This is a genomic window from Enterobacter cloacae complex sp. IR5403 (genome assembly GCF_049238705.1).
GTDB classification, from domain to species: domain Bacteria; phylum Pseudomonadota; class Gammaproteobacteria; order Enterobacterales; family Enterobacteriaceae; genus Enterobacter; species Enterobacter hormaechei_C.
Window position 1 is genome coordinate 59143 of the sequence record NZ_JBMKHP010000001.1, and the last position, 12136, is coordinate 71278.

The following is a 12136-nucleotide window of genomic DNA, read 5'->3' on the forward strand; positions in this document are numbered from 1 at the left end:
TGTTACCGGCGGGCTTTCATTTTGGGGTCAATCGTCTTCCTCATCGTCCAGCTCAACCGGTGTCTGATACTGATCCGGTTTGATGACCAGAAGATCGCAGCGCAGATGGTCGATCACCTGCTCGGCGGTATTTCCCAGGAACGCGGCAGAAATACCGGTCCGGCCAATGGTGCCCAGCACCACAATCCCGGCCTGCAAATGCTCCGCCAGATCCGGAATAACCTCTTCCGGTAACCCTTTTTCTACGTGCGTCATATTCTCATCGATACTGAATTTCTGGCGCAGCGCTTTCATGGCCAGCAGATGCTGACCGCGAATCGCGTCGTTATATACGCTCGGGTCAAATTCAGGCAGCTCGATGGCGATATTGATTGGCGTAACCGGATAGGCACCCACCAGATGGACTTCGGTGTGGTTAACCTGGTCGGCAAGCTGAAGCGTCTCCTTCACCAGCTTCTCGTTCAGCGAATTGTGATAATCCTCTTCGCTGGCCAGATTCACCGCCACGACGGCTTTCCCGCCCTCAGGCCACGGCTGATCTTTCACCATCCATACCGGACAAGGGCATTTACGCAGCAGGTGCCAGTCGGTCGGGGTGAAAATCACGGATTCCAGTTTGTCATGCTGGTGCGCCATTTTCAGCAGCAGGTCATGCCCACCGGCCACCACTTCCTGAATAATGGCTTCGAAAGGTCGGTTGTGCCAGACCACTTTGATATCAATCGGTACGCCCGCTTCCAGGTAATACTTCGCCTGCTCGCGGATCCACGCGGTACGCTGGCTGATCACTCCCTGACGCATAGCGGTGCGCTCGTCAGGCGACAGAAGGGTGGTCATCTCGTATGAGAAGTCATAAATCGGCAAAAAGGCTTTAATTTTGCCACCAATCCGTTGATGTAAATACACAGCACGTCGTAATGCCGGCTGATCGTCCTGGTTAGGATCGATAGCCACCAGCATGTTTTGATACTTTGCCATACAGGTCTCCTTACTACTGTCACCACAGTCTGTAAGTAAAAGAGTAACCTATATATCTTGAATGAAACAGGGGGGAAGTTTTTGCCAGATCAATAATCATGAAAATTTATCGACCTGGCATAAGATATCCGGGAGAGTTATGCCACGTTACGTGAGTGACCCGCCAGAATGGCCAGCGCTTCACCGTTTTCGATGGTGATGTACTTACCTTTAACCGCCAGCATTCCGCTCTTCTGGAAGCGACCCAGCAGACGGCTGATGGTTTCCACGGTCAGGCCCAGATAGTTACCAATATCGCCGCGCGTCATGGTCAGACGGAATTCACGCGGGGAGAAGCCACGTTCCGCGAAACGGCGGGAGAGGTTATAGATAAAGGCGGCCAGACGCTCTTCGGCATTCTTTTTGGAAAGCAGCAGGATCATATCCTGATCGCCTTTGATCTCACCGCTCATCAGACGCATCATCTGCTGACGCAGGTTCGGCATCTTACCGGACAGATCGTCCAGCGTCTCAAACGGGATTTCGCAGACCATAGAGGTTTCCAGCGCCTGAGCAAAGCTCGGGTGATGGCCACTGCCGATGGCGTCAAAGCCGACTAAATCGCCTGCCAGATGGAAGCCGGTGATCTGCTCGTCGCCCTGTTCGGTAATGGTGTAGCTTTTGATGGTGCCAGAACGGATAGCATAGAGCGATTTCAGTTCGTCTCCCGCCTTAAACAGCGTCTGCCCTTTCTGAATAGGCTTTTTGCGCTCGATGATATTGTCAAGCTGATCGAGTTCATGCTCATTCAGAGTAAACGGGATACAGAGCTGGCTGATGCTGCAATCCTGGCAATGGATAGCACAACCGCCAGACTGAATGCGTCGTATAATTCGCTTTTCCGGGATCATAGGTTTGCTCAAGCCTTAATTGATATTGGTCAATTTTAACATCTTTTTGGTAAGGACGTAAGTCTGGCAAACCCCCAATAAAGACAAGAGACGGCACCACGTTGCCATCTCCTTGAAATTCCACAGAATGATTAAGGATTATCAGCCTGGCAGGAAGAAAATTAAGCACAAAAAGCCTGGGAGTTACAGCAGAAAATACCCTTCGTGACGCAGCAGCCACTCTTTGCGCTGTACGCCCCCGGCATAGCCGGTGAGGGTGCCGTTGCGCCCAATCACGCGATGGCAAGGCACCACAATGCTGACGGGATTTGAGCCATTTGCCGCACCGACCGCGCGTGCCGCACCGGCACGGCCAAGCTGTTCTGCCAGCTGACCGTAGTGCATTACCTGTCCGCAGGGAATATTACGCAGCGCCTGCCACACCTCGCGCTGGAAAGGGGTACCCGCCGTGGCGGTTGGCAGGGTATTAATAATGCTGAGATCGCCCTCGAAGTAGGCCGTCAGTTTATCGCTCAGCCCGCCAGGATTACGGGCAGTAATACGCTCGTAACCCTCGGCGCGATAATGGATGTTGAGCAGCTCAACCATCCGGTCGCTGTGCTCTTCCCATTCAACCGCGCGCAGATTGAACGCTTCATCCGCGATAACCCACAGCGGCCCCAGCGGCGTCGCAATCTTATCTTCGAGTAATCTCAGCATCAGTACTCCTTAGTTCAGCCTCGGGTAAACACCCGGTCCAATCGGCAGGCCGACAAGATACCACGCCACCAGCATCACCAGCCATACCCCTAAGAAGATAAGCGGATAGGGCAGAACCAGCGAATAGTAGGTACCCAGCTTAGCCTCCGGTCTGTAGCGTTGCAGGAAGCCTAAAAACAGCGGAACGAAGGGTGACACGGGCGCCAGCGGGATCACCGAGGAATCGGCGACACGGAACAGGATCTGGGCGAACGCCGGATGGAAGCCGAGCATCATAAACATGGGGACAAAGATGGGCGCCAGAATCGACCAGATGGCCGACCCGCTGGCAATAAACATGCACAGCAGAGACGACAGCAGCGCCAGGCCGACAAACGCAGGAATACCGCTCAACCCCGCCGCCTCCAGCGCGTCCGTCAGGCTCACGGCCATAAACTTGCCCATATTGCTCCAGTTAAACATGGCGACAAACTGCGCCAGCGGGAACACCATCACGATAAAACCCGCCATCTCCTTCATCGGCTCGATCATCAGGTGCGGCAGATCTCCCTGACGGCGGATTTTGCCGGTGGCGATGCCGAACGCGAGCGAAACGACGAAGAAGAAGAGAATTATCAGCGGCACAATGCCCTGAATAAACGGCGAGGGCAGTACGGTATGTTTGATTGGATCGCGCAGCACGCCATTCTCCGGCACCACCATCAGCGCCACCACCGCAATGAACGCCAGCGAGACGATCCCGGCTACGCGCAGGCCGAACTGCTGCTCTTTGCTCAGCGTCTCCAGCTTTTCATCGCTCCGGCCTTCCCATTTACCCAGGCGCGGCTCAATGATCTTATCGGTAATCAGCCCCCCGACAATCGTCAGGACAATCACCGAACTGGCCATAAAGTACCAGTTGTCGATCACGCTGACGTGCATGGTCGCATCGATGGTGCTGGCTGCCTCTGTGCTGATGCCGGAGAGCAGCACATCGGTGGTCACGATCAGCAGGTTAGCGGTAAACCCACAGCCGACGCCCGCAATCGCCGACAGCAGACCCGCAACAGGATGACGGCCAACGGCGAGGAAAATCAGCGCCCCCATCGGCGGCATGATCACCAGCGCCGCGTCGGACGAGATATGGCTGAAGAAGGCAATAAACAGCGCCATATAGCTGGCATAACGCGCGCTGACGTGCGAGGCCATTTTCACCATCAGCGCAGGCAGCAGACCCACGCGTTCGGCCAGTCCCGCGCCTAACACCAGCGCCAGGATGGCGCCCAGCGGCGCAAAACCGCTGAAGTTTTTAATCACGTTCGGTAAAAACCAGTGCAACCCTTCAACGCTGAGCAGGTTTTTCACTGCCACCATGCTGCCGTCGGCCGGGCTGCGCACGCTCACCTCAAAGGCGGACAGCACGGCCGTCGCGACCATCAGGATGACAATTAAATAGATAAAAAGCAGGAAAGGGTGCGGCACTTTATTACCGATCCTTTCAACCCAGCCATAGAGCTTACCGGATGGGGAATGCGAAGGTATGGAAGACATACTCATGGGCGTTCCTCGGGACTGTTGTTGTGTTGTTGTGTTGTGTTTTTTTATTTTAAAGGTGACGGTGTCACGCCCTGCGGGATCGGACACTCGTACGGTTTTTCTGTTATGTGTTGTTCGAACTCTTCCCGGCATTTTCGCAGCAGGTCGGCATCCTGAAGCAGATGCAGCGCAGTCGCGCCCATCACTTTTCCGGCCAGCAACATGCCTTTATGGGCAATTGAGGTACGCCCCTGCGCCACTAATTGCCAGGTATGCAGTGGGGTGCCGACGGTAAAACAGGGGCTAAAGCACTGTGCGACAGGCATCTTCCAGCTGACATCCCCCACATCGGTGGAGCCTGCCAGCACGTTATCGGTGATGGCGTAAGGGGCAACTTCATCCACCAGCAGCGTCTCCTGATGGCGTCGGGCGAACGCTTTTCCCTCTTCGGCCCCCGTTGCGGCAATGTTTTTCAGGCTGTTTTGCAGGTCGTTTGCCGTGAGCGTGGCGCGGATTTCACGGGCAAATTCGCGTTCCTCTTGCGTCCAGGCTGGCGTGCCGTAATGCTGCAATGCGCGGTACATCGCCGCTTCGAGCGTACGGTTCGGCAGATAGCTGGAGCAGGCTTTATCAAAGCGGCACTCGACGGTGGTTTCGGTCATCATCGCCGCGCCCTGGGCGATTTTCTCGATGCGCGCGTAGATCTGCTGCGCATCGGCCATCTCCGGGGCGCGGATCAGGTACAGCACCTCGGCCTGGGCCTGTACCACGTTGGGCGAAATCCCGCCGGTATCGGTGATGGCGTAATGAACGCGCGCTTTTTCAATGATGTGTTCGTTGAGGAAGTTTGTGCCGGTGGTCATCAGCGTCACGGCATCCAGCGCGCTGCGCCCCAGATGTGGGGAGTTTGCGGCATGAGCGGCGATCCCCTTAAACTGCCAGGCGGCCTGAATATTGGCCAGCGTGCTGACGTTAAACATCCCGGCAAAGGCTTCCGGGTGCCATGTCACGGCAGCGTCCACGTCGTCAAACAGACCTTCACGTACCATAAAGGTTTTACCGGAGCCGCCTTCCTCGCCGGGGCAGCCGTAAAATCGTACCGTTCCGCTGCCGCCGTGTTGTTCCAGCCAGCTTTTCACCGCCACCGCCCCGGCAAAGGCAGCGGTGCCTAACAGGTTATGTCCGCAGCCGTGGCCGTTCGCCCCCGGTGTGGCGGATTGCGCCGTCGCGCAGTGCGCCTGCTGGCTTAGCCCGGCCAGGGCATCGTATTCGCCCAGAAGGGCGATAACCGGCTTGCCGCTGCCGTAGCTGGCAATAAAGGCGTTGGGAATGCCTCCGGCTTCCCGCGTCAGGGTAAAGCCCTCGGCTTCCAGCGCGCTGGCGAGCCGTTCGGCGGACCAGAACTCTTCGAAGCGCGTTTCGGGATGATCCCAGATGTCGTCGGCAATATCGGTAAACGTCTGACATCGCATGTCGATGGCATCAGCGATAAAAGCGTAGTTCTCCTGCATTACACACCTCGCGTCCACGGGAAATTAAGCGCTGTTCGCGCCAGCGTTTCGATGGCAACGTTCATCACCTGCTCATCAAAATCGAATTTTTCGTTGTGATGTCCGGCGCTCAGCTCGGTGCCGAAGACCATATACGAGGCCATGCCGCCGTTCTGCTGTACGCGGGCCATCATCAGCGTGGCATCTTCGGAGCCCGCAGGCGCTTTGACCTTATTAATGGCCTGAGTCACGCCGGGCACCTGGCTTGCCTGCTCGCGCAGATAATCGACCCAGGCCGGGGAAGGGGCGCTGGAGGTCGCCGCCCCCATCAGGTTTATCCCGGCTGTTACGCCGTAGAGCGCCGCCGCGCCGGTAATTACCGCCTGCGCGCGTTCAAAGACATACTGATTAATGGCCTCGCTTTCGCCGCGGGTTTCAACCTTCAGCAACGCATCAGCCGGAACCACGTTGCGTCCGCTGCCCGCCTGCATGACCCCGACGTTAACCCGGGACGCGCCTTCGCTGTGTGGCGCGATGCCATGCAGTGCGATGGCGGCCTGGGCAGCCGCGAGCAGGGCGTTACGGCCCTCTTCCGGTTTACCGCCAGCGTGTGCGGCGACCCCGGTAAAGCGCACGTCAAATTTGGTGGTTGCCATGAAGTTATCGCTGCCGCAGATCACCGTCCCTTTCGGCACGCCGGTCCCGATATGAATGGCGGTAAAGTAGTCCACGCCGTCCAGCGCGCCTGCGGCGACCATAGCCCGCGCGCCGCGCGTACCCTCTTCGGCAGGCTGGAAGATCAGTTTGATGGTGCCGTTGAGCTGCGCTTCATGCTGCTTAAGCACCTGCGCAAGCCCCAGACCAATGGTGGTATGCCCGTCGTGGCCACAGGCGTGCATCATGCCCGGGTTGCAGGAGGCAAACCCGTCGCGGAAGGGGCGATGACTTTCGTCAAGCGCTTCGCTTAAATCAAGTGCATCCATGTCTACCCGAAACGCCAGCGTTGGGCCCGGACGTCCGGTATTCAGGGTCGCCACAATGCCGGTAAATCCGCCCTCAAACGGCGCCAGCCATTTCTCCGGCGCGCCCTGTGCCCGGGCGCGGGCAAACTCTCGCGAAAGGGTGGCGTCATCGGGCAGTCCCATACGGCTTTCGGCATCGACCACGTCGCGCCCCATCGCCAGTTCGTAGCCCAGCGAGTCGAGGATCTCCGCGACTTTCGCGGCTGTTCGAAACTCCACCCAGCCGGATTCCGCGAAATGGTGGAAATCGCGACGCCATGCGCTCAGTTGTGGGGCTAATGTCTGGATGTACTGCGCCAGTGCATTCATATCTTTTCCTGTCATCATTAAAATATGTGAACTGCTTCACGCTGTGATAGTTTTTACTTATCACTAATCGTTTTTTCACAGTTTTAACCGTTCAGGAATTACCCTCGCACATCCGTTTCCATTAAAGTAGATGACAGTTTCTTTACTCTGATAAACAACGGTTATCGGTCGCGTTATGTCATTTCAGATTAAATTTCATCAAATCAGGGCGTTTGTCGAAGTGGCGCGTCAGGGCAGTATTCGCGGCGCCAGCCGGACGCTTAATCTTTCCCAGCCCGCGCTGACCAAATCCATTAAAGAGCTGGAAGAGGGCATGGCGGCCCAGCTGTTTGTGCGCCGGAGTAAAGGCGTCGCGCTGACCGAGTGCGGAGAAGGGTTTTATCACCGCGCTAATTTGATTCTGGAAGAGCTACGTGCGGCGCAGGATGACATCCGCCAGCGGCAGGGCGAACTTGCCGGGCAGATCAATATTGGGATGGGGGCCAGTATTTCACGCAGCCTGATGCCAGCCGTTATTACGCGTTTTCATGCGCAGCATCCTCAGGTCAACGTCCGGATTATGGAAGGCCAGCTGGTGTCGATGATTAATGAATTACGTCAGGGTGAGCTGGACTTTACCATCAATACCTATTATCAGGGGCCGTACGATCACGAATTTACGTTTGAAAAGTTGTTCGAAAAGCCTTTTGCCGTATTTTGTCGGGCAGGGCATCCGGCGACAGGGGCGACCTCAATTAATGAGCTTTTGCAATATAACTGGACGATGCCTACGCCCCGGGGAAGTTATTATAAACAGTTGCAGGATACTTTTAACCACCGCTCTCAAATACCGCGAATTGGCGTTGTCTGTGAGACCTTTTCCTCCTGTATTAGCCTCGTCGCACAAAGCGATTTCATCAGCATTTTACCGCAGGAGCTGGGCTGCGATCCGCTTCTGGCGCACCGTCTGATAATGCTGCCGGTTGTCGAAACCCTGCCTAAAGCAGCATATTATTTAATTCAGCGTCGTGATTCTCGCCAGACACCGCTTGCCGAATCATTAATCACGCAGTTTCGAAGGGAAGCCAGGAAATTAATTTAATCAAAATAACAACAATAAAAAAATAGAGTCTGCCCGACATCAGACAGACTCCACAGTACACACAGTCGTGCTTCCTTTCGCGGATCCTACATGCATTATCCATTGGGCAGGTTTATTAAGTTATAACAGCTTTTTCTTAAAAGAGAAGGACGTTGAGTGATTGATTTCACGATTTTTTAACGTAAATTATTTAATTAATTACGGCTGAAATTTAAGTTAAGGTTGGATTAAATTTATTGCGTCTGCGATTATCCGTTCCTTAAGCCATTATTTGAACCCGTGCCCGGATGATTGAGACCCGCAACGGGCGCAGGTATAGTACATCACTCAGATGTAGCCGGAGGATTTCCATGAACCCTGACGACAAATCACTTTTTCTTGACGCCATGGAGGATGTCCAGCCGCTCAAACGCTGCGCGGATATTCACTGGCAGCAGAGCCGCAACACGCGGGCGCGTCAGGAAATAGATACTGAGCAGCTCGATAACTTTCTGACGCTGGGGTTTCTGGAACTGTTGCCCCTTGACGAGCCGCTGATGTTCCAGCGGGAAGGGGTACAGCAGGGGGTATTTGATAAGCTGCGTTCCGGCAAATATTCCCGTCAGGCCAGCTTAACGCTGTTACGCCAGCCTGCGGAGCAATGCCGCCAGCTGGTCTATTCCTTTATTCGCCAGGCCGGACGTGACGGGCTACGCAACCTGATCATCGTGCATGGTAAAGGGCGTGAGCAGCAGTCGCATCCTAACGTGGTGCGCAGCTATCTTGCGCGCTGGCTGACCGAGTTCGACGAAGTACAGGCCTTTTGCGAAGCGCAGCCGCATCACGGCGGCAGCGGAGCATGCTATGTCTCGTTGCGTAAGTCAGAGGATGCGAAGCGAGATAACTGGGAGCGCCACGCCAAGCGCAGCCGCTAATCAGGAAGGCGGGCGAGATGCCCGCCTGTCACTCAGAAGGTTTCCCAGTTCGCGTCAGCTGTATTCGCGCCTGCCGCTGACGGGCGCAGCAGTACGGGCGTTTTCACGTTTTTAGGGCGAGCCGCCGGCGATTCCTGAGCGTTCAGCCGGAATGCCGCCACGGCCTGACGCAGCTGTTCAGACTGATCTTCCAGCGCTGCCGCCGCCGTTGCCGACTCCTGTACCAGCGCGGCGTTTTGCTGCGTGACGCTGTCTATCTGCGAGACCGCCAGGCTGACCTGCTCTATACCGCGGCTCTGCTCGTCAGACGCAGAGGAAATCTCAGCCATAATATCGGTTACGCGCGTCACGGCCGCGACGATCTCTTTCATGGTCGCACCCGCCTCGCTTACCTGTTCCGAGCCGATATTCACCCGGCTGACAGAGTTCTCGATAAGCCCTTTGATCTCTTTTGCCGCCTGCGCGCTGCGGCTGGCCAGCGTCCGTACTTCACCTGCCACGACCGCAAAGCCGCGACCTTGTTCCCCGGCACGGGCGGCTTCAACCGCCGCGTTGAGCGCCAGAATGTTGGTCTGGAAGGCAATGCTATCGATAACGCCGGTGATATGCGCAATTTGCTGAGAACTGTCGGCAATGTCATTCATGGTACGCACCACGTTATCCACCACCTGACCGCCGCGTGCGGCGGTTTCAGACGCATTCTTCGCCAGCAGCGTCGCCTGGCGGGCGTTATCCGAGTTCTGTTTCACCGTGGCAGTCAGCTCTTCCATACTGGCGGCGGTCTCTTCCAGCGAGGCTGCCTGCTGCTCGGTTCGCGCGGAAAGGTCGTTACTCCCGGCGGCAATTTCTCCTGCGCCCGTGTAGATCGAATCGGTGCTGCCGCGCACGGCGCTGACGGTGCTCACCAGCGACTGCTGCATCTCGTGCAGACCAGCAGCCAGCTGGCCCATCTCGTTGCGCCCGGTAATCGCGACATTTTGCGTCAGATCGCCGCTCGCGATGGTGCGAATATGGTTCATGATGGCGTTGAGCGGTTTCAGGAGCAGGTGCTGTAAACCCTGCCAGATCACCACCAGCACGGCGATAACGGTCAGGAAGATCGCCGCCAGCGTCCACTGCATCTGGGTAAAGCTGCTCTGATTCTCTTCGGCGGCGGCTTTCAGCAGCACGTTGTTTTCAGCGCGCCAGCGGGTATAGACCGCCTCCATCTCATCCTGCGCCTGCTGGGCGTCCAGGTCGCCATAGGCCTGATACTTATCGGCGCGCAGATACTCAATGGACAAGCGCATCACCTCGTGCATTTGCTTCCAGGCTTTCTGCATCTCTTCGGTGAGCGCGGCATTCTGGCCCTTCACCTGCGGAATCGCCTGCCAGTTTTTGTAATAGTCTTCGGCTTTGGTCAGCGAACCGTTGGCGGTGCCCAGCAGCGTGTTGATTGCTGCGAGAGAGGCCGGATCGCGCTGGTTTTTCAGGTAGCGGATCGCCACGCGGGTGACGGTAACGCGCGTTTTCACCAGCGTGTTCACGCTGTCGCTCAGGCTCTCCTGTTGGGCATTGAGTAACCCGGAGTTCTGAAAGTTGTGACGATCGTTGTTAACGGCAGAGTAGAACAACCCTCCCGTGACAACTTGCAGCAGACAGAATATGGTGAGTGCAAAGATAATACCGGTAATCACGTGCAGATTTTTCAGCATGGCGGTCATCCGTAAGAGAAGAGGCAGGGTTACATCAATACTATCGTCGTAGCGAATTTAAACTTTAATTTTACTATTGCTTAACTAATGGTTTCGTTGCGGAACCTGTTGTAAACCCGGATCATTTTTTATGAGGAAGGTCAGCATGAGCAGCATAGATAAAAGCGGAACGTTCACGCTCGGAACGCGTACGGTTAAACGATTTGGCTATGGCGCGATGCAGCTTGCCGGGCCTGGCGTTTTTGGTCCGCCAAAAGACAAAAATGCGGCGCTGGCGGTGCTGCGTGAAGCGGTGGCGTCGGGTGTGAATCACATTGATACCAGCGATTTTTACGGCCCTCATGTGACCAACCAGCTTATCTGCGAGGCGCTTCATCCGTACCGGGACGACCTTACGATTGTGACCAAGATCGGCGCCCGACGCGGCGAGGATGCCTCCTGGCTGCCGGCGTTTTCCGCGCAGGAGCTGACGCAGGCGGTGCATGATAACCTGCGTAACCTGAAGCGGGATGTGTTGGACGTGGTTAACCTGCGGATCATGTTTAGCGCCCACGGACCGGCGGAAGGCTCGATTGCCGCGCCGCTGAGCACCCTTGCGGAGCTGCAACAGCAGGGGCTGGTTCGCCATATTGGGCTGAGCAACGTCACCGCTTCGCAGGTTGCTGAAGCGCAGAAGATGGTTTCCGTGGTGTGCGTACAGAACATGTACAACGTTGTGAATCGTGGTGACGATGCGCTGGTCGATTCGCTGGCGCAGCAGGGGATTGCCTGGGTGCCGTTCTTCCCGCTGGGTGGTTTCACGCCACTGCAATCTTCCGGACTACAGGCGGTGGCGGATTCACTGGGCGCGACGCCGATGCAGGTGGCGCTGGCATGGCTGCTGCAACGCTCGCCAAATATCCTCTTGATCCCGGGAACCTCGTCGGTGGCGCATCTGCGTGAAAACCTGGCGGCAGCCGATCTGGTATTGCCGCCTGAGGCGCTGGAGACGTTAAATTCGCTGGTGGGGTAATCCCGATACCAGCAAAAGCCCGGAGAATTTTTCGGGCTTTTGCTGTTTATGATCCAATCTGACTTCTTTGGCGATGAAGCGCTAACGCTTCCGCCACGATTTCCTGCTTACTTTTCCGTGTTTCATACGCAGTAATGCGGATGTACTCCATCAGCGCAGGATCGATGCGCGCGCTTAACATCCTGAGTTCGGCCTCCTTTGCGACACCGCGAGCAACACGCTTATCGGGATAATCACGGGCGGGCATAGAAAACGTCCTCCAAAAATTGTCTTGTTAATTTGTGCTGTAAAATATGCGCCAGTCTAAATAGAAAGTCAACGGGTAGTGATTATGCAGTGATGGTGCTTTGTCTTTTATACATTTACAAGTCATCAATAAGTGATGCTGTAGTGATGTTTTATGACGCGTTAAGCTTGCCCATGCGTAAAAATTTACAAAACAAATAATCTTCATTGCTATAGAGGGTTATAAGCGAAGCGGTTAAGGCGTAGCCAGCCGCTTACGCTGACATGGCTTGATCGATACCTCAGT

General features: G+C 55.9%; 11 protein-coding genes. 3 read left to right on the plus strand and 8 right to left on the minus strand.

Annotated elements, in window-relative coordinates:
• Positions 1-27: 27 nt before the first annotated feature.
• From uspE to ACOTW6_RS00395, 6 genes are all read right to left on the minus strand, one after another.
• The gene (gene uspE, locus ACOTW6_RS00370; RefSeq protein ID WP_003857535.1) at positions 28-978 is read right to left on the minus strand and encodes a universal stress protein UspE; all 951 of its coding nucleotides are present in this window, start codon (positions 976-978) and stop codon (positions 28-30) included.
• A 137-nt stretch (positions 979-1115) separates the two neighbouring features.
• On the minus strand, positions 1116-1868 hold the full coding sequence (gene fnr / locus ACOTW6_RS00375; RefSeq protein ID WP_000611906.1) for a fumarate/nitrate reduction transcriptional regulator Fnr: 753 nt from the start codon (positions 1866-1868) through the stop codon (positions 1116-1118).
• Between the two features lie 183 nt (positions 1869-2051).
• The gene (gene ogt / locus ACOTW6_RS00380; RefSeq protein ID WP_015570643.1) at positions 2052-2567 is read right to left on the minus strand and encodes a methylated-DNA--[protein]-cysteine S-methyltransferase; all 516 of its coding nucleotides are present in this window, start codon (positions 2565-2567) and stop codon (positions 2052-2054) included.
• Between the two features lie 9 nt (positions 2568-2576).
• Entirely contained in the window at positions 2577-4103 is a 1527-nt protein-coding gene (gene abgT / locus ACOTW6_RS00385; RefSeq protein WP_421766217.1) for a p-aminobenzoyl-glutamate transporter, read from the minus strand.
• A 44-nt stretch (positions 4104-4147) separates the two neighbouring features.
• A complete protein-coding gene (locus tag ACOTW6_RS00390) occupies positions 4148-5593 on the minus strand; it encodes a M20 family metallopeptidase (protein WP_121479055.1) in 1446 nt (481 codons plus the stop codon).
• Positions 5593-6903: a M20 family metallo-hydrolase gene (locus ACOTW6_RS00395; RefSeq protein WP_121479054.1), complete on the minus strand. Its 1311-nt coding sequence runs from the start codon at positions 6901-6903 to the stop codon at positions 5593-5595. Before ACOTW6_RS00395 ends, ACOTW6_RS00390 begins: the two co-directional genes overlap by 1 nt.
• Before the next feature lie 175 nt (positions 6904-7078).
• Between ACOTW6_RS00395 and ACOTW6_RS00400 the strand changes: the two genes are divergently transcribed.
• Positions 7079-7984, plus strand: a complete 906-nt coding sequence (locus tag ACOTW6_RS00400; protein WP_003857524.1) for a LysR family transcriptional regulator — start codon at positions 7079-7081, stop codon at positions 7982-7984.
• Between the two features lie 350 nt (positions 7985-8334).
• Positions 8335-8898, plus strand: a complete 564-nt coding sequence (gene smrA / locus ACOTW6_RS00405) for a DNA endonuclease SmrA (protein ID WP_003857522.1) — start codon at positions 8335-8337, stop codon at positions 8896-8898.
• A gap of 32 nt (positions 8899-8930) precedes the next feature.
• Here the strand turns inward: smrA and tcp are convergent, their stop codons facing one another.
• On the minus strand, positions 8931-10592 hold the full coding sequence (gene tcp, locus ACOTW6_RS00410; protein ID WP_213788716.1) for a methyl-accepting chemotaxis citrate transducer: 1662 nt from the start codon (positions 10590-10592) through the stop codon (positions 8931-8933).
• Positions 10593-10737: 145 nt separating this feature from the next.
• On the opposite strand from tcp, the gene ACOTW6_RS00415 reads away from it, so the two are divergent.
• Positions 10738-11604, plus strand: coding sequence for an aldo/keto reductase family oxidoreductase (locus ACOTW6_RS00415; RefSeq protein ID WP_045142525.1), 867 nt, complete (start codon positions 10738-10740; stop codon positions 11602-11604).
• A gap of 46 nt (positions 11605-11650) precedes the next feature.
• On the opposite strand, the gene ACOTW6_RS00420 is transcribed toward ACOTW6_RS00415, so the two are convergent.
• Positions 11651-11851: a hypothetical protein gene (locus ACOTW6_RS00420; RefSeq protein ID WP_003857516.1), complete on the minus strand. Its 201-nt coding sequence runs from the start codon at positions 11849-11851 to the stop codon at positions 11651-11653.
• Positions 11852-12136 lie beyond the last annotated feature (285 nt).

What these genes read in the sequence shown, in the direction of transcription:
- uspE (WP_003857535.1), bottom strand. Translation starts at nt 978, where the DNA reads ATGGCAAAGTATCAAAACATGCTGGTGGCTATCGATCCTAACCAGGAC.
- fnr (WP_000611906.1), bottom strand. Translation starts at nt 1,868, where the DNA reads ATGATCCCGGAAAAGCGAATTATACGACGCATTCAGTCTGGCGGTTGT.
- ogt (WP_015570643.1), bottom strand. Translation starts at nt 2,567, where the DNA reads ATGCTGAGATTACTCGAAGATAAGATTGCGACGCCGCTGGGGCCGCTG.
- abgT (WP_421766217.1), bottom strand. Translation starts at nt 4,103, where the DNA reads ATGAGTATGTCTTCCATACCTTCGCATTCCCCATCCGGTAAGCTCTAT.
- ACOTW6_RS00390 (WP_121479055.1), bottom strand. Translation starts at nt 5,593, where the DNA reads ATGCAGGAGAACTACGCTTTTATCGCTGATGCCATCGACATGCGATGT.
- ACOTW6_RS00395 (WP_121479054.1), bottom strand. Translation starts at nt 6,903, where the DNA reads ATGAATGCACTGGCGCAGTACATCCAGACATTAGCCCCACAACTGAGC.
- ACOTW6_RS00400 (WP_003857524.1), top strand. Translation starts at nt 7,079, where the DNA reads ATGTCATTTCAGATTAAATTTCATCAAATCAGGGCGTTTGTCGAAGTG.
- smrA (WP_003857522.1), top strand. Translation starts at nt 8,335, where the DNA reads ATGAACCCTGACGACAAATCACTTTTTCTTGACGCCATGGAGGATGTC.
- tcp (WP_213788716.1), bottom strand. Translation starts at nt 10,592, where the DNA reads ATGCTGAAAAATCTGCACGTGATTACCGGTATTATCTTTGCACTCACC.
- ACOTW6_RS00415 (WP_045142525.1), top strand. Translation starts at nt 10,738, where the DNA reads ATGAGCAGCATAGATAAAAGCGGAACGTTCACGCTCGGAACGCGTACG.
- ACOTW6_RS00420 (WP_003857516.1), bottom strand. Translation starts at nt 11,851, where the DNA reads ATGCCCGCCCGTGATTATCCCGATAAGCGTGTTGCTCGCGGTGTCGCA.